General features: G+C 74.0%; 17 protein-coding genes. 3 read left to right on the top strand and 14 right to left on the bottom strand.

Translation table 11 applies throughout. From position 1 onward, the window contains the following. Positions 1–38 precede the first annotated feature (38 nt). The 7 genes from ACFY29_RS28490 to ACFY29_RS28460 all read right to left on the bottom strand — a co-directional run bounded on the left by ACFY29_RS28490 (position 39) and on the right by ACFY29_RS28460 (position 4,253). Positions 39–437 carry a TraR/DksA C4-type zinc finger protein gene (locus tag ACFY29_RS28490; RefSeq protein ID WP_203178243.1) on the bottom strand — a complete coding sequence of 133 codons (399 nt, stop codon included), beginning with the start codon at positions 435–437 and terminating at the stop codon, positions 39–41. Positions 438–601: 164 nt separating this feature from the next. Continuing rightward, positions 602–1,246, bottom strand: coding sequence for a uridine kinase (locus ACFY29_RS28485; protein ID WP_386991141.1), 645 nt, complete (start codon positions 1,244–1,246; stop codon positions 602–604). Between the two features lie 41 nt (positions 1,247–1,287). After that, entirely contained in the window at positions 1,288–1,893 is a 606-nt protein-coding gene (locus tag ACFY29_RS28480) for a winged helix-turn-helix domain-containing protein (protein ID WP_328417016.1), read from the bottom strand. A 260-nt stretch (positions 1,894–2,153) separates the two neighbouring features. Then, positions 2,154–2,723 (bottom strand): winged helix-turn-helix domain-containing protein, encoded by a 570-nt coding sequence (locus ACFY29_RS28475; protein WP_386991139.1) that lies wholly within the window; start codon positions 2,721–2,723, stop codon positions 2,154–2,156. A gap of 51 nt (positions 2,724–2,774) precedes the next feature. Continuing rightward, the gene (locus tag ACFY29_RS28470) at positions 2,775–3,263 is read right to left on the bottom strand and encodes a rhodanese-like domain-containing protein (RefSeq protein ID WP_328417020.1); all 489 of its coding nucleotides are present in this window, start codon (positions 3,261–3,263) and stop codon (positions 2,775–2,777) included. Between the two features lie 46 nt (positions 3,264–3,309). Next, positions 3,310–3,765 carry a cysteine dioxygenase gene (locus ACFY29_RS28465; protein WP_386991137.1) on the bottom strand — a complete coding sequence of 152 codons (456 nt, stop codon included), beginning with the start codon at positions 3,763–3,765 and terminating at the stop codon, positions 3,310–3,312. Between the two features lie 110 nt (positions 3,766–3,875). Continuing rightward, on the bottom strand, positions 3,876–4,253 hold the full coding sequence (locus ACFY29_RS28460; RefSeq protein ID WP_386991135.1) for a signal peptidase I: 378 nt from the start codon (positions 4,251–4,253) through the stop codon (positions 3,876–3,878). A gap of 62 nt (positions 4,254–4,315) precedes the next feature. Here ACFY29_RS28460 and ACFY29_RS28455 point away from each other — a divergent pair, with 62 nt between their 5' ends. Beyond that, positions 4,316–4,708: an ankyrin repeat domain-containing protein gene (locus ACFY29_RS28455; protein ID WP_328417024.1), complete on the top strand. Its 393-nt coding sequence runs from the start codon at positions 4,316–4,318 to the stop codon at positions 4,706–4,708. Between the two features lie 32 nt (positions 4,709–4,740). After that, a complete protein-coding gene (locus ACFY29_RS28450; RefSeq protein ID WP_328417026.1) occupies positions 4,741–5,697 on the top strand; it encodes a DUF3500 domain-containing protein in 957 nt (318 codons plus the stop codon). Positions 5,698–5,718: 21 nt separating this feature from the next. Here ACFY29_RS28450 and ACFY29_RS28445 read toward each other — a convergent pair whose 3' ends face one another. The 7 genes from ACFY29_RS28445 to ACFY29_RS28415 all read right to left on the bottom strand — a co-directional run bounded on the left by ACFY29_RS28445 (position 5,719) and on the right by ACFY29_RS28415 (position 14,423). Beyond that, on the bottom strand, positions 5,719–6,477 hold the full coding sequence (locus ACFY29_RS28445; protein WP_386991133.1) for a class I SAM-dependent methyltransferase: 759 nt from the start codon (positions 6,475–6,477) through the stop codon (positions 5,719–5,721). A 127-nt stretch (positions 6,478–6,604) separates the two neighbouring features. Then, positions 6,605–7,096 (bottom strand): DUF2231 domain-containing protein, encoded by a 492-nt coding sequence (locus ACFY29_RS28440; protein ID WP_355607786.1) that lies wholly within the window; start codon positions 7,094–7,096, stop codon positions 6,605–6,607. 120 nt (positions 7,097–7,216) lie between these two features. Next, complete coding sequence (locus ACFY29_RS28435) at positions 7,217–7,957, bottom strand: GAF and ANTAR domain-containing protein (RefSeq protein WP_355607783.1); 741 nt, start codon at positions 7,955–7,957, stop codon at positions 7,217–7,219. A 192-nt stretch (positions 7,958–8,149) separates the two neighbouring features. Beyond that, positions 8,150–10,441: an accessory Sec system translocase SecA2 gene (gene secA2, locus ACFY29_RS28430; protein WP_386991131.1), complete on the bottom strand. Its 2,292-nt coding sequence runs from the start codon at positions 10,439–10,441 to the stop codon at positions 8,150–8,152. An 86-nt stretch (positions 10,442–10,527) separates the two neighbouring features. Then, entirely contained in the window at positions 10,528–12,279 is a 1,752-nt protein-coding gene (locus tag ACFY29_RS28425) for an ABC transporter ATP-binding protein (RefSeq protein WP_355607777.1), read from the bottom strand. Between the two features lie 52 nt (positions 12,280–12,331). Beyond that, positions 12,332–13,420, bottom strand: coding sequence for a zinc-binding alcohol dehydrogenase (locus tag ACFY29_RS28420; RefSeq protein ID WP_386991129.1), 1,089 nt, complete (start codon positions 13,418–13,420; stop codon positions 12,332–12,334). Then, positions 13,413–14,423, bottom strand: coding sequence for a Gfo/Idh/MocA family protein (locus ACFY29_RS28415; RefSeq protein ID WP_386991127.1), 1,011 nt, complete (start codon positions 14,421–14,423; stop codon positions 13,413–13,415). Before ACFY29_RS28415 ends, ACFY29_RS28420 begins: the two co-directional genes overlap by 8 nt. A 223-nt stretch (positions 14,424–14,646) precedes the next feature. Here ACFY29_RS28415 and ACFY29_RS28410 point away from each other — a divergent pair, with 223 nt between their 5' ends. Then, complete coding sequence (locus tag ACFY29_RS28410; protein WP_328426655.1) at positions 14,647–15,630, top strand: glucosyl-3-phosphoglycerate synthase; 984 nt, start codon at positions 14,647–14,649, stop codon at positions 15,628–15,630. Positions 15,631–15,678 lie beyond the last annotated feature (48 nt).

Below are 15,678 nucleotides of genomic sequence, written 5' to 3'. Positions count from 1 at the left end.
CATCGCGTCGTGGACCGACCGGCAACCGCTGGCGTGGCTCAGGCTGCCCGCCGCTCGCGGGTCTGCTTGCAGGTCACGCAGGTGGTGGCGGACGGAAAGATCTCCAGCCGCTCCACCGGAATCGCCGCCGAGCAGCCTTCGCACCAGCCGTAGGTGCCTTCCGCGAGCCGGCCGAGGGCGTGCTCGTACTGGGCGCGGCGATCGAGGATGGTGCGCAGCAGGGACTGCGCGGTGTCCCGCTCGGCGGTCTTGGTGCCGCTGTCGGCCTGGTCGTCGCCCGCGGTGTCGCCGACCTCCACCAGCCGCAGCACCTGGCTCTGCAGCACGGCCTGCTCGTATTCCGCCGTCAGCTCGTCGTAGCGCGCCTGGAGGGAGAGTCGGATCTGGTCGATCTCCGTCTGGGAACGGCCCGTACCGACCGTGTCGTGGACGAGCATCGCTGCCTGCCTTTCCTGGGCCTGGGGCTCAAGGTGAACCGGGATGCCGGCGGCGTCTGGCCCCGGTCACGGTCGTATCCGGTGCACGGGCGGTCACCCGTGCTCTGTGAGCCGGGCGAGTACCCGCCCGGGCAGGCGGTGAAACCGGCGATTTCCGGCCACTGTCAGCCGTCGGCGCCGGGCTCCACGAGCGCGGGGCGGCGGGGGTCGTCGGCCCGGACCACCACGTCGGCGAAGCTGGCCGGGACGACCTCCTCGGCGTACCGGTCGAAGGCCGGCAGGGTCCAGTCCTGGGCCGGTTCGGTACGTCGGCGCAGCGCCGCTCCGGACAGCGCCAGGTGGACGGTGACGTCGAAGGGCAGGCCGCCACCGAGCAGCAGCGCGCCACTGACCAGGACGACGCCGCCGGGTGGCAGGTCGACGTAGCGGGCGCGGCTGGCCCGGTCGGAGGTGGCGTCCCAGAGGGAGGGGAGCAGCCGACCGGTGCCGCCCGGGCCGGCCGGGTCGAGTACCTCCCGGCGCAGCCCGGCCTCGTCCACCCAGCCCTCGTAGTAGGCGTCCGGGTTCGACCGGCCGAACTCGAAGCGCAGCGACGCGGGCCGGAGGAAGTCGGCGGCACGTACGTGCAGCACCGGGTGGCCCCGGGCGCGCAACGGATCGACCAGTGCGGCGGCCAGCTCGTCCGGGCCGGCTGCCGGGGCGCCGTCCACCGCCACCCGTAGCCGCGCGGGCCCGGCGGTCGCGGCGTCGGCCAACCGGCCGGTCAGCTCGGTGACGAGCAGGTCGGGCGAGATGGGTCGGATGCGCACCGGACCATCCTGCCCCGCGCCGGGCGCCGCGGTGGCGCCGGTCAGCCGGTGCGGTCGATGGTGACCCGGGCGTCGTCGGCCAGGCGGTAGCCCACGCCGTAGACGGTGGTGACCAGGGGGACGTCCACGCCGACCTTGCCGCGCAGCCGGCGCACGTGCACGTCGACGGTACGGACGCCGGCGTGCTCGTAGCCCCAGACGGCGTTGAGCAGTTGCAGTCGGGTGAACACCCGGCGGGGGTGGGCGACCAGGTGCAGCAGCAGGTCGAACTCCAGCCGGGTCAGCGGCAGCGGCTCCTCGTCGCGCAGCACCGACCGGGACGAGGCGAGGATGTGCAGGGCGGGGATGGTCGGGGTGAGCGGCCGGGCCGGCGACCGGTTGGCCGGCACCGCCTCGGCGCGACGTTCGGCCGGAACGGAGCTGATGATCACGCCCTCGCCCCGCTCCAGGAGCTCACGGGCCGCCTCGAGCAGGCGGCGGGCCGGCGGGGTCAGCGACTCCTCACAGGCGAGCGGGATGGACAGCGTCACGGTGAGCACGGGCGCGGCGGTGTTCGCCGGGCGGCGTTGGCCGCCGGGAGGTCGACCGGGCACCGCGGGTTGGGACGTATGCCATCCGGCGCGCGACGAGGCGGGGCTGACCGACATGGTCCTCCTTGGCTGGGTCCGGGTATCTCCCCACGGCCCGGGACGCCGCTTCATCGATGCTTCCCGGCACCCGGGCGAGGGTCAAGAGGCGGCTGCGTTGCATGAATGTGACAATTGACGAACACATCGGAGCCGAGTGCTCGCTCTGCGTACGAAGCCAGATGATTACAGCAGAGCCGCCGAGATGACCCGATACGGGGGTCCCCGCCCGGTTCATCGTGGCTGGTCCGGTCACCTTCGGGCCGCCCCCGGGCCGGTGCTCAGCGACTGCGGTCCACGCTGATCCGCGCCTCGTCGGCCAACCGGTAACCCACGCCGTAGACGGTGGTGACGACCGGCGTGTCGGCCAGCTTGGCGCGCAGCCGACGGACGTGCACGTCCACGGTCCGGGCCACCGCGTGCTCGTAACCCCACACGTTGGACAGCAACTGGAGGCGGGTGAAGACCCGGCGCGGCCGCTCGGCCAGGAACAGCAGCAGCTCGTACTCGATGCGGGTCAGCGGGATGACCTGGTCGCCCCGGCGGACGATCCGCGAGCCGGCCAGGATGCGGACCTGGTCCGTGTCGTCGACGGCGGACGGCTCGTCGCCGGACGCCCCGCCGGTGGGGCTCGGGACCGGTCGCGGCGCCGGCGGGACGTCGTCGACGGTGCGCAGCCGACCCTCCCCCGACTCGGCCAGCTCGCCGAGCAGCTGCACCAGCCGGGCCAGCCGGGGGCTCAGCGGCCCCGGGGCGAGGTCGAGGGTGATGGTCAGGGTCGGGCCGGTGCGCTGGCGGGCGGGGCGAGCCGCCGGGCGGTGCGGGCGCGTGGGGATGGCGACGACGGACATGGTGCCTCCTGAGATGGCGGTACGCCCGCCACGCGCGGTGCGGCGTGGCGGTCAGCGGCGCGCCGGGCCGGCGGTGACCGGGGACGCGAGGGGGGACGCGCGGTGCAGCGCGGTCGGGCCGAGGGCCGGCAGGCCGGCGATCCGCCAGGCGGCGAAGCCACCGACCACGTCGGTGGCCCGGTGCAGGCCGATGTCCTGCAACGCGGCCGCGGCCAGCGACGAGGTGTAGCCCTCCTGGCAGAGGATCACCACCGGCACGTCGTAGTCGACCGCCTGCGGGAGCCGGGCCGGGCAGCGCGGGTCGAAGCGCCACTCCAACACGTTGCGCTCGATCGCGAGCGAGCCTGGCACGACGCCGTGCGCGGCCCGCTGGGCCGCCGGGCGGATGTCGACCAGCAGCGCCCCGCGCCGGTACGCGAGATGTGCGCGCTCCGGGTCCAGCCGGTCGAGCCGGGCGCGCGCGGCGGCCAGGATCTCGTCGATGCCCCGGGAGCCCGGGGGCGGCACGGGGGCCGGACAGCGCTCGGCGGTTACCTGCATTCTCGGTTCCTTCCGATGATCGGGGTGGATCGTGGCTGCCCGCCGCTCACCAGGAGCGGCCGGCCTCGGCGACCTCGGCGACCCGCAGCCGCCCGTCGAGCAGGTGGTAGCGGGTCATCCGGACCAGCGCTGGCCGGTAGACGTGCACGCTGATCGCCGGCTCGGTGCCCCGGTTGGTCACCACGTGCACGTGCCGGGGGCCGAAGCGGCGACCGGTGCCGGCGGCCAGCAGGCGGGGATGCAACCGGCCACTGGCGACCGTCTCCTCGGTGAGCGCGCCAGCGACCACCCGGAACGCTCCGGCGGAGCCGCCGTGATCGTGCAGGTCGGTGCCCTGCCCGGGCAGCCAACTCAGCGCCCACACCTCGTGGTCGGCACCGCTGGCGAGCCGGGCGTACCACCGCTCGTCGGGGTCGAAGCACAGCGGCACCGGCCAGTGGGCCTGGTCGACCCAGCGGGCGGCGACGGTGAGCAGATCGGGCTCCGGGCGGTGGTGGCTCATGGTGGTCCTCGCGGGTCGTTCGGCGGGTGCCCCCGTACTTTAGCCGTCAAACCCTATAGGTTTAGTAGGTAATTCCGACTGGTGGGACGCCGGCCTCGACGCGGCGACGCTCAGCGCAGGACCGGCGGATCCACCCGGTAGCCGGGCAGCGACGGCCACCGCACGGTCAGCACCACCGAGGCCGACTCGGCGTACCAGGAGTGGTCCACCCCGCAGGCCCACACCACGTAGTCGCCCGGCGCGGCCAACCGCACCGTCCGGTCCGGCAACTCCACCCGGAACCGCCCCTCGATCAGCACGAGCAGGCTGGTCCGCCGCTCCCCCGTCGCCCACCGCGAGCGGGCCTCCCCGGGCGGGTGCACACCCCACTTCACCTCGACGTCGGTGCTGTGCCGGATCTCCCCCGGCAGCGCGAAGTGCCCGAGCAGCCAACCCGCGTTGCCGGCACCGTCGACACCGGCGTTGCCCACGTACACCGTCTCACCCAACGGACCTCCCCCAACGCGCCGGCCGAGCAACCTATCAGGGCCCGGGCGACTAACCTGGACCGGTGACCGACGACCTCGACGCCGAGACGCTGGCGTTCGCGCACCGGATGTTCGACCTGGCGCGGGCGGGCTCCACCGAGGAACTGGCGGCGCAGCTCGACGCCGGGTTGCCGGTCAACCTGACCAACGACAAGGGCGACACGCTGCTGATCCTCGCCGCGTACCACGCCCACCCGTCCACGGTGGCCGCCCTGCTGGCCCGCGGCGCGGACCACAGCCGGACCAACGACCGAGGCCAGACCGCGCTGGCCGCCGCGGTCTTCCGCAGCAGCACCGAGGCGGTCCGCGCGCTGCTCGCCGCCGGCGCCGACCCGGCGCACGGCAACCCGTCCGCCGCGGAGACCGCGCAGTTCTTCGACCTGCCGGAGATGACGGCGCTCCTGCGGGCCGGCTGACGCCAGCCCCGGCGGGCCGGTATACAGAGCCGATGGAAGATCCCCTGCCCGAGCAGATGCGCGCCGCCGCCACCGCGCTGCTGGCCGCGCTCGACCCGGCGGCCCGCGACCAGGCCGTGCGCCCGTTCGACGACGAGGCGGCCCGACGCTGGCTGGAGTACCGGCCCCGGCCCCGACCGGGCGCCTGCCTCGCCGAGCTGGACATCGCCGGGCGCAAGGCCGCGCACCGGCTGCTGGCCACCGCGCTCAGCCCATCGGCGTACGCGCAGGCGATGGCGATCGTCGCACTGGAGGAGGTGCTGGACCGGGCCGAGGGCTGGCATCGCGGGCGACACAGCGGCGACTACTGGATCGCCGTGTTCGGCGATCCGGCGCGCGACGACCGCTGGGCGTGGCGGCTGGAGGGGCACCACCTGTCGGTGAACATGACCGTGGTGGACGACCAGGTCTCCCCCGCGCCGATCTTCTTCGGCGCCAACCCGGCGGCGGTCCGGTACGCCGGCCGCCCCGTCTCCCGGCCGCTCGGCATCGAGGAGGACCTGGCCCGGGCCCTGCTCGACGCGCTGGGGCCGGCCGAGCGGGCCGCGGCGATCATCGCCGACGAGGCACCGGCGGACATCATCAGCGCCACCCGTGGCCGGGTCGACGCGCCGCTGGAGCCGCTCGGCGTGCCGGCCGGCCGGCTGGGGCCGACCGGCCGGGCGCTGCTCGACCAGGTGGTCGCGCTCTACCTGGACCGGTTGCCGCCGGAGCTGGCCATCCGGGAGGCGGGCCGACTCGACGGCGGCCAACTGCACTTCGCCTGGGCCGGCCCCACCCGCCCCGGGCAGCGGCACTACTACCGGGTCCAGGGCGACGACCTGCTGATCGAATACGACAACACCACCGAGGACGGCAACCACGCGCACACCGTGCTGCGTCGCCCCGCCAGCGACTTCGGCGCCGACGTCCTGGCCGCCCACCACCAGACCCACCCCCACCCGCACTGACGGGTGGAGCGCGGGCTGGCGTCAGGGACGGGTGGCCGCAATGAGGAAACGCTGGGCGTGGGCCACGAACGGGCCCTCGGTGGCGATCCGGTGGTGCAGGGCGAGCAACTGGGGGCGGTAGCGGTCCACAGTGAAGCCCGGCACCGTCCAGACGACCTTGCGCAGGAACCAGACCACCGCGCCGACGTCGTGGAAGACCGCCCGCAACGTGGCCCGGCGCAGGTCGACCACGCTCAGCCCGGCGGCCCGGGCTGCGGTCACGGCGTGCTCAGGGTGTCGCTGATCCGGCGGCGGCAACGGGCCGAGGATCGCCTCGCTCAGCTCGCGCATGGTGCCCGCCCCGATCTGCTGGGACAGGAACGTCCCGCCCGGACGCAGCACCCGGGCGGTCTCCGCCCAGTCGGTCCGTACGGGGTGCCGGCTGACCACCAGATCGAAGGAGGCGTCGCGGAACGGCAGTGGCGCATCCGGGGTGACCGCCACCACCGTCGCGCCGACCCGCCGCAGGGTGCCCCGGGCGACCTCGACGTTCGGCGGCCAGGCCTCGGTGGCCGTCAGCAGCCTCGGCTGCCGGGGGACCTCGGCGAGCACCTCGCCGCCGCCGGTGTCCACGTCCAGCGCCGCGTCGGCGCGCGCCATCCGGTCGGCTACCAGCCCGGCGTACCCCCAGGGCGGGCGTTCCTCGGTGGCCCGACCGGCCAGCCAGTCGAATCCCCAGCCGTCGACCGGCGCGGCGGCCGCCTCCGCGATCAGCTCGGCCACGTCACGCTCGTCGCTCATGGCGGACAGCCTGGCCGGCCGGTCACGCCGACGGCAACCGGTTTGCCGGCAACGGCCGGCCGGAGTGCCGGCGACCGCACGGGGTGCCCGACTGGAGCCTTGGGCGGGTGACGTCGGGGCAGGTCGGTCAGGGGCGCGGGCGGGCGATCTCGACGGTGGAGCCGGCGAGCGTGTCCAGGCTGCCGGTCTCGGCCCGGCCCGCGTCGAACTGGCGCATCAGCCGGGCGCCGAGCCGTACGCCGACCCCGCCCACGGCCAGCGCGACCAGCTCGGTGACGAGGATCGCGACCGAGGCGCCACGCTGCGGGGCCTGTGCCCGGATCAGGCAGGTGACCAGGAACAGGCCGGCCATCGCCGCGTTCACCAGGTTGAAGGCGACGGCGGTGCGGCGGGTCCGGTCGACCGGCGCGTCCCACAGGTCGACCATGCCGGCCACCACGGTCAGCGCGGCGGCGAACAGCGCGGCGACACCGGTCCAGTAGCCGACCTCGCCGAGGAAGGCGGGCCCGCCGGCCACGTCGGTGAGATCGAAGACGGTCGCGCTGATGAAGAGCCCGAAGGGGAACGTCACCAGCATCGGTTGGATCGGGTGCCCCTGCACCCGCAGCCGGCTCTGCATCGGTCCTCCCCCTGGTCGGCACAGCTCACGTGACCAGGTTGCTACCCGAGCCCGGTCGCGACGAAACGACGCCGCCCGACTCGCCGCCCGCCGGAAGAACGGGCACCGTCACCGGCCCGGTCAGTTGTCGCGCTGGCGGGAGACCGTCCGGACCAGCCGCTCGGCCACCTCACGCAGCGGGATCGCCAACGAGGACGCGGCGGTGCGCAGCACATCGAGGGCCTCGGCCGGCGTGCAGCCGCGCTGCGTCATGATCACGCCGACGGCCTGTTCCACCACCCCATCCTGCAGCAGCGCGGCGTCCCACTCACCGGCGAGCGCGACCTGCCGGCTCCGGTCGCGGACCGCGGCCAGCAGCAGCCCGGCGTGCTCGGCGAGCAGCATCGCGGTCAACTGGTGCTGCGGGGTGAGCAGATCCGACGGTCCGGCGTACAGGTTGACGGCCCCGATCACCTGGTCGTCGATGTCCACCGGTGCGGAGATCACCCCGCGTACGCCGAGGTCGCGGGCCCGCGCCGTCCAGGCCGGCCAGCGTGGCTCACCGGCCAGGTCCACGGCGAGGATCATCTCCCGCCGCTGGATGGCGCTCATCGCCGGCGAGTCCGGCCCGTGCCGCAGGTCGTCCAGGCCGGCCAGCCGCTCGTCGGAGGCCGCCACCCCGGCCGGCTCGCCGGCACGCAGGACCGTGAAACCGCACCAGCGCACCCCGGCCACCGCGTCCCGGGTGACCCGGACCAGCGCCAGCAACGCCTCATCAAAATCGGTCAGGGCGATCAGGCCGGCGGTCAACTCCCGCAGCAACGCGGCAGTCTCCAGCACGCCGAGGCGCTCCGCCACCGGCTCCCGCATGTCCAGGTTCACCGGTCCGCAGCCCCCGTACGCCCCCGCGCGCTTCCAGCCGACGTCATCACCTGTGTCACCGTCTGCTCTCTCTCCCGACTTGACCGACCCGGGCTACTACCCTCGCAAACCAGGGTCGAAACGGCGTAAATCGGGGCCCCTGCGACGCGCGGACGCGCGACAGGGGCCCCGACAGCCGCAGGCCCCGACGCGTCAGCGCGCGGCTCCGCTGAGCCGCCGGCCGATCGAGGCGATCAGCCGGTCGAGCTCGGAGCCGAACGGGTTGTCGTGCACCAGGTAGGTCCACGTCGCGGTCGGGCGGACCAGGGTGCCATCATCGGGCTGCCAGTCCTCGTCGAATTCGGTCTCGGTGAAGGTGGCGATGGTGCGGGCCTCGATCTCCGGGAACAGGTTGTTGAACGCCGGCACGGCGGCCCGGTGGAACTCGTCCAGCGGGTCGAGCCGGCCCAGCGCGCGCAGGTGCACGCCCTCGCGAACCTCGGACAGCTCGGCCAGGTGCTCGGCCCAGAGGCGATCCACGTGGTAGAGCGCGATGGCCCGGGCCGCCCGGGCGAGCAGATCCTCGTCCATCTCGCCGGCCTTCTCGGGCATCTTGTCCAGCAGCATCAGCGCGGCCACGTCACTGGTCAGCAGCCGCTCCCGGCGCTCGGCGAGGGCCTTGCGCTGCTGCTCGATCACCACGCTGTAGCGCCAGGTGTTGCGGTGGATCTCGTGGTTGACACCCTCGGCGACCCGCTGGGCGTGCTCCACCGCGTAGTCCACCTGCTCGTCGGTGACCAGGCCGTCGGCGTTCATCCGCGGCGACGCCGGCACCGCGTCGGCGGCGTGCCGGATGACCAGGTCGTCCTCCAGGCTGACGAAGAAGACCGACCCACCCGGGTCGCCCTGCCGGCCGGCCCGGCCGCGCAGCTGATCGTCCACCCGGCGGCTGTCGTGCCGGCCGCTGCCGATCAGGTACAGCCCGCCCAGCTCGGCCACCCGCTCCCGGTCGGTCTGGTCGCTGCCGCCGAGCCGGATGTCCACGCCCCGGCCGGCCATCTGCGTGGAGACGGTCACCGCGCCGTACGCGCCGGCCTCGGCGATGATCGCCGCTTCCTCGTCGTCGTTCTTGGCGTTCAGCACCACGCAGGGCACCCCGGCCGCGTTCAGCCCGGCGGCCAGCCCCTCGGACTCCTTGACGTCCAGCGTGCCGACGAGCACCGGCCGCCCCTCGGTGTGGCAGCGCCGGATCTCGTCGATCAGCGCCTCGTCCTTCTCCGCCCGGGTCGCGTAGATCCGGTCCGGCTCGTCCTCGCGGACGCACGGGGTGTTCGGTGGGATCACCGCCACCTCAAGGCCGAAGAACTCCCGCAGCTGGTCACCGACCAGCACCGCGGTCGCGGTCATCCCACAGACCTTCGGGTAGAGCGCGATGAACGCCTGGATGGCGATGGTGCCCAGCACCTCGCCCTCGGCGGTGGCGTCCAGGCCCTCCTTGGCCTCCACGGCCGCCTGGAGCCCGTCCGGCCAGCGGCGGCGCTGGGCCACCCGGCCGCGCATCTCGTCGATCAGCTCGACCGAGCCCTCCCGGACGATGTAGTCCACGTCACGGTGCAGCAGGGCGTGCGCGTGCAGCGCCACGTTGACCGCGGAGAGCTGCGCGACGTGGTCCTCGTCGTACAGGTCGATGCCGAGCTTGGCCTCGACGGCGGCCAGGCCGGCGGCGGTGAACGCCACGCTGCGCCCGTCCTCGGCGACCGTGTAGTGCCGGCCCTTGCGCAGCCCGCGCATCAGCGCGGCGGCGGCGTGCACCGGGTCCTGCTCGCCCGGCACCGCGCCGGCGAGGACCATCGGAACCCGGGCCTCGTCGATCATGATCGAGTCGGCCTCGTCGACGATCGCGGTGGTCAGCGACGGCTGCACCCGGTCGGCCACGTCGGTGACCAACTGGTCGCGCAGGTAGTCGAAGCCCGCCTCGCTGACCGAGACGTAGGTGACGTCACAGGAGTACGCGTCGCGCCGCTCCTGCGGGGTGGACGCCTCGTTGACCCAGCCGACGGTCAGGCCGAGCAGGGTGTAGACCGGCTCCATCCACTGCGCGTCGCGGCGGGCCAGGTAGTCGTTGACGGTGAGCACGTGCACCGGCCCGTTTCCGAGCCGAACGTGCCCGTACGCGGCGATCGCGGCGGTCAGGGTCTTGCCCTCACCGGTGGCCATTTCGGCGACCTTGCCGGAGAGCAGCGCCATCGCGCCCAGCAGCTGCACGTCGTACGGCCGCTGGTCGAGGCCACGGCGGGCGGCCTCCCGGCCGACCGCGCAGATCTCCTCGTAGCCGACCGTGTTGCCAGCGGCCTCGGTCAGCGCGGCGTCGTCCAGCGCGGCGAGGTCATCCTCGCGCGCCTCGATCGCCGGCAGCAGCTTCTCCAGCGGAGCAAGCTCCACGGTCGTGCCCGGGCGCTGGAGGAACCGCCGGAACTTGCTCTTGAACCGTTGCGACACACCCATGAGCGGCAACGGTACGCGATTCGAGCCGGCTCCTGCGGCCCGACCGGTCGGGCGGTCGCCGGCATGTCGAACCCGACGCCGCCGGGTCAGCCGACCAGCAGCTGGTGGGTGGCCAGCTCCCGGTAGAGCGGGTCGGTGGCGGTCAGCTCGGCATGGGTGCCCACGGCCACCACCCGGCCGCCGTCGAGGACGACGATCTGGTCGGCGTCGACCACGGTGGCGAGCCGGTGCGCCACGATCAACAGCGTCCGGCGGACGGCCACCGCGTCGATGGCGCGGCGCAGCGCCGCCTCGTTGCGCGCGTCGAGGTTGCTGGTCGGCTCGTCGAGCAGCAGCACCGGCGGGCCTGCCAGCAGCGCCCGGGCGATGGCCAGCCGCTGCCGCTCACCCCCGGAGAGCAGCACCCCGCCCTCCCCCACCTGGACGTCCAGGCCCTGCGGGGAACGGTGGGCCAGATGAGCCAGGTTGACCTTGTCGAGGACCTCGTGCAGCCGGTCGTCGGCGGCGTCCGGCGTGGTGATCAAGAGGTTCTCCCGGAGTGTGCCGGCCAGCACCGGGGCCTCCTGCTCGACGTAGCCGAGCCGGGCCCGCAGCGCGTCGCGGGGCAGCTCCCGCACGTCGCTGCCGTCCAGCCGGACCGCGCCGGCGCTCACCTCGTAGAAGCGCTCGACCAGGGCCAGCAGGGTCGACTTGCCGGCGCCGGAGGGGCCGACCAGGGCGGTGCGGGTGCCGGTGGGCACCGCGAAGCTCACCTCGTGCAGCACCGGCTCGCCGCCCGGGTAGCCGAACCCCACCCGGTCGAACTCGATCATCGGGGCGGGGCCGCGGGGTTTCGCCGTGGCACCCACGGCCACCGGCCGGTCCGCCGCTCCCTCCGCCGGCACCGCCAAGATCTCCTCGATCCGCTGCAACGCGCCCAGGCCGGTCTGCAACTGGGTGTACGCGTTCAGCACCTGGGCCAGCGGCAGGGCCAGGAAGAACAGGTACATGACGAAGGCGACCAGATCCCCGACGGTGATCGCGCCGGCGGCCACCCGGGCCCCGCCGATGCCGAGCACCAGCAGGAACGCGCCCTGCACGGTGACCGAGCCGATGGGCCCGACCACCGCCTGCACCCGGGCCACCCGCAGCCCCGCCCCGTACGCCGCCCGGGCGCTGCCGGTGACGGTCTCCGTCTCCCGGGCCTCGGCCCGGCTGGCCCGGATGGTCCGGGCCGCCGAGATGGCCCGCTCCACCGACGAGGTCATCTCGCCGATCCGCTCCTGGGCGGCACGCGCCAGCGCCCGGACCCGCCGGGCGAAGGTGGCCGCGAAGCCCAGCCCCAGCCCCACCCCGAGCAGGGTGACACCGAACAGCAGCGGATCGAGCAGCACCATGGCAATGCCCGCGCCGAGCACCATCACCGCCCCGGTGACCGTCTCGAAGAGCCCGGAGGTGACCACCGCCCGCAGCAGGGTGGTGTCCGAGCCCACCCGGGAGAGCAGGTCGCCGGTGCGCCGGCGGTCGTACTCGGCGATCGGCAGCCGCAGCAGGTGCCCAGCCAGCCGCCGCCGGGTGCCCAGCACCAGCCCCTCGGCCGTGCGTTGCAGGAGGTAGTTGCGCAGACCACCGATCGCCGCGCCGAGCAGCACCAGCACCACCAGCACCGCCACCAGCCGGGACACACCCAGGCCGTCGCTCACCCGGTCGAGCACCGACCGGGTGAGCAGCGGCTGGGCCAGTGACGCCCCCGCCCCGGCCAGCGACAGCACGCCCACCACGGCGAGGGTGCCGCGGTGCTCACGCAGGTACGGCAGCAGGGCGGTCAGGCCGACGGGCCGACCCTCACGGGTGCTCATGGCCGGAACGGTAGCCCGCCCCGTCACCCGGCGAGCGCGCTCCGCCGGCAGGTCAGCCGGCCAGCACCACCTGGAGCTCCTGGCGACGCCGCTCCGCCAGGTCGGTGAGCAGGGTGGGCGCCTCGTCGAACGGCACCACCGCCGAGACCAGGTGCTTGCGGATCACGTCGCCGTACGCCCGGAGCAGGTCGATGGTCTCGGCGGAGAGCCGCTCCCGGTCCCAGGTCGGCGCGAGCCCACGCGGGACCCGGCCGATCTGCGCGCAGCGCAGCGACAGCCCGTTGTGGTGGAACTCCTCGCCGAGCCGGACGGCGTCCGCGCCGCCCTGGTAGAAGGCGAGGTCGATGACGGTGCCCTGCGGGCGCAGCAGCCGCAGCGCGAGTTGCAACGCCCACGCCTGCCCCCGGCACTGGAACACCACGTCGGCACCCCGGTCGCCGGCGGTGTGCCCCCACCGGGTCTTGAGCACCGTCGCCGGGTCGTCAGCCTCCGGGTCGAGGGTCTCCAGGCCGAGCGCCTCGGCGACCTGGCGGCGCTGCGGGGTGGGGTCGAGCACCACCACCGAGGCGGCGCCGTGCCGCCGCGCGAGCAGCGCGGTCAGCAGCGCCACCACACCGGCACCGACCACCGCGACCCGGCGGCCACGCACCCCGTCACCGAGCGAGCGGACGTCGGTGCCGTGCAGGTCGGCGGCGGCGTGCAGCAGGCCGTTGGCGCAGATCGGGCCCATGTGGGCGACGTAGATGCCGAGCAGCGGGTCCAGGTCGTCGGGGAGTGCGACGAACCGCTCGGCGACGGGATCGGCCAGCCAGCCGGTGCGGTGCCCGTAGGTCATCGCGCCGACCGTGCCCACCGCGACCGCCGGGGTGGCGCTCTCCACCACCCGGCCGACCTGCATGTAGCCCAGCCGGGTCACCGGGTACGGGGTGCTCGCGTCGCCCGGCTGGAAAAGCCCCAGATCGGCGTTCCACGTCACGTTCAGGTACGGGTTGGTGCCCTTGACGTAGCTCAGTTCGGTGCCGGCGGAGACACCGCTGAACAGCGTCTCGACCCGGAAGGTGCCGGGGCGCAGCGGTGCGGCGTCCTGCTCGACCAGCTCCACCCGGCCGGGGCCGGCGACCACCACGACCTTGTCACGCATCGACCGTCACCCCGCTGGAGAGCACCGCCGGCTCGACCGGGGCGGCGAGCCGGATGGTCCCGCCGGTGCGGGCCGAGTCGGCCACCGCGAGAGCCAGTCGCTGGGTGCCCAGCGCCTCGGCGTACGGGACGCGTACGTCGTCGCCGATGCCCCGCACCGCGTCGATGAAGGCCCGGTCGACCGCCACCCGGGCGGCCTCCGGGTCGGCCGGGACGTGTCGCTCGCCGTCGGCGTCGCGGATCAGCAGGCCGTCCTCGGTGAGCGACAGTGCCAGCCCGTCGGCGAGGATCTCCAGCCCGGCCCGGTGCTTCCAGCTCAGCACGCAGGCCGCACTGAGCGTGCCGACCGCACCGCTGGCGAACCGCAGCGTGGCGGTGGTCACCGAGTCGATGTCCGCGCCGTCCACCGGGGGCGGTGTGCCGTTGCCGTACGCGGTGACCTCGGTGACCTCGCCGGCCAGCGTCCGGATCAGGTCCAGCACGTGCGCCGCCTGCTCGACGACCGGGCCGCCGGAGCGGTCCCGTCGTGACCACCAGGCCACCGGTGGGACCTTGTCCAGCCAGGCGCCGCTGACCATCCGCACCGGACGGTCCGCGAGCAGCTCACGGGCCTGATCGAGAAAGCTCAGGTAGCGCCAGTGGTGCCCGACGGCGGTACGCAGCCCACGCCCCGCGACCAGGTCGGCGATCCGTTCGGCGGTGGCCAGGTCGACCGCGACGGGCTTCTCCACGAACATCGGCACCCCGGCGTCGATCACCGCCTCCTCGGCCGGGCCGTGCGCGAACGGCGGCACGCAGACGTACACCGCGTCCGGGCCGGCGGCCAGCAGCTCGGCGACGTCGGCGTAGGCCCGTCCGCCGTGCTGCGCGGCCAGCGCCGTGGCCGCCTCCGGGGCCACGTCGGTCACCCCGATCAGCTCGACGTCATCGAACCCGCCCAGCACGCGGGCGTGCCGCTGTGCCACTCCGCCGGCCCCCACGAGACCAACCCGGCATCTGCGCATTCCACAACCTTTCCGAGAACGTTTCTACTTCGATGGGAGCAGTCCCCCGGTGTGTGCGCAATCAAACGTTCATCCCCCGGGAACCCGACCGCGTCACCCTTGTGATCAAGCTGTTGCCCTGGGAACGGTTAGCGCGTGGTGGCGAGTGGGAACTACCACCCTCGGCTATTTCCACGCACGAACGGAGGGGGTGCCCGTGCGGGATACGACCGTGTCACCGGTAGTGGAGGCGTGGGCCACGTACCGAACCACGTCGGCGGCGGACTGGCCGGCACGCCGGCTGCTGCGCGCCAAGGGGGAGAGCCGGGTCAGTGTGGTGCTGCCGGCGCGTAACGAGGAGTCCACCGTCGGCGCGATCGTGTCGACCATCCGGGAGCACCTGATGGATCGGGTCGCCCTGGTCGACGAGCTGATCGTGGTGGATTCGCGGTCGACCGACCGCACCGCGCAGGTGGCCCGGGCCGCCGGCGCGGAGGTGGTCAGTCAGGACGAGATGACCCGGGGGCTGCCCCGGCTCAGCGGCAAGGGCGACGCGCTCTGGGCCGGCCTGGCCGCCGCCGAGGGGGACGTCGTGGCGTTCATCGACGCCGACCTGCGGGAGTTCCGGCCGCACTTCGTGAGTGGCCTGCTCGGCCCGCTGCTGACCGACCCGTCAGTTGATTTCGTGAAGGGCTTCTACCACCGGCCGCTGGTGAGCGCCGTCAGCGTGGAGCAGGACGGCGGCGGCCGGGTGACCGAGCTGATGGCCCGACCGCTGCTCAACCTCTTCTGGCCCGAGCTGGCCGGCTTCGTGCAGCCGCTCGCCGGCGAGTACGCCGGCCGGCGCGAGGTGCTGGCCCAGGTGCCGTTCGTCTCCGGGTACGGGGTGGAGACGGCGATGCTGATCGACCTGCTCGACCTGGTCGGTCTGGACGCGTTGGCGCAGGTCGACCTGGGTGAGCGCAAGCACCGGCACCAGGATACGGCGGCGCTCGGGCGGATGTCCGCGCAGATCATGTTGACCGCCTGGTCACGGTTGCAGCGGCGCGGCTGGGCGAGCCCGGGCATGTCACCGGAGGCACTGCTGACCCAGTTCCGGCGCGGCGGCTCGGACACGCTGCCGAACCTCGACCGGGAGATCGTGGTCAGCGACGTGTCCATCGAGGAGCGCCCGCCGCTGGCCGAGCTGCGCCACCGGTTGCCTAGCCGACGGGTGGCCGCGGCGTGAGCGCCCGGGCGTACCGGCCGGGCGCGCGTGCACGGCAAGGCCGCATCC

The organism is Micromonospora sp. NPDC000668 (genome assembly GCF_042897975.1).
Taxonomy (GTDB): domain Bacteria; phylum Actinomycetota; class Actinomycetes; order Mycobacteriales; family Micromonosporaceae; genus Micromonospora.
Note: the sequence above shows the minus strand (reverse complement) of the source record. Positions and strands in the feature narration are given on the sequence as shown.

What these genes read in the sequence shown, in the direction of transcription:
- ACFY29_RS28490 (WP_203178243.1), bottom strand. Translation starts at nt 437, where the DNA reads ATGCTCGTCCACGACACGGTCGGTACGGGCCGTTCCCAGACGGAGATC.
- ACFY29_RS28480 (WP_328417016.1), bottom strand. Translation starts at nt 1,893, where the DNA reads ATGTCGGTCAGCCCCGCCTCGTCGCGCGCCGGATGGCATACGTCCCAA.
- ACFY29_RS28475 (WP_386991139.1), bottom strand. Translation starts at nt 2,723, where the DNA reads ATGTCCGTCGTCGCCATCCCCACGCGCCCGCACCGCCCGGCGGCTCGC.
- ACFY29_RS28470 (WP_328417020.1), bottom strand. Translation starts at nt 3,263, where the DNA reads ATGCAGGTAACCGCCGAGCGCTGTCCGGCCCCCGTGCCGCCCCCGGGC.
- ACFY29_RS28465 (WP_386991137.1), bottom strand. Translation starts at nt 3,765, where the DNA reads ATGAGCCACCACCGCCCGGAGCCCGATCTGCTCACCGTCGCCGCCCGC.
- ACFY29_RS28450 (WP_328417026.1), top strand. Translation starts at nt 4,741, where the DNA reads ATGGAAGATCCCCTGCCCGAGCAGATGCGCGCCGCCGCCACCGCGCTG.
- ACFY29_RS28445 (WP_386991133.1), bottom strand. Translation starts at nt 6,477, where the DNA reads ATGAGCGACGAGCGTGACGTGGCCGAGCTGATCGCGGAGGCGGCCGCC.
- ACFY29_RS28440 (WP_355607786.1), bottom strand. Translation starts at nt 7,096, where the DNA reads ATGCAGAGCCGGCTGCGGGTGCAGGGGCACCCGATCCAACCGATGCTG.
- secA2 (WP_386991131.1), bottom strand. Translation starts at nt 10,441, where the DNA reads ATGGGTGTGTCGCAACGGTTCAAGAGCAAGTTCCGGCGGTTCCTCCAG.
- ACFY29_RS28425 (WP_355607777.1), bottom strand. Translation starts at nt 12,279, where the DNA reads ATGAGCACCCGTGAGGGTCGGCCCGTCGGCCTGACCGCCCTGCTGCCG.
- ACFY29_RS28420 (WP_386991129.1), bottom strand. Translation starts at nt 13,420, where the DNA reads ATGCGTGACAAGGTCGTGGTGGTCGCCGGCCCCGGCCGGGTGGAGCTG.
- ACFY29_RS28415 (WP_386991127.1), bottom strand. Translation starts at nt 14,423, where the DNA reads ATGCGCAGATGCCGGGTTGGTCTCGTGGGGGCCGGCGGAGTGGCACAG.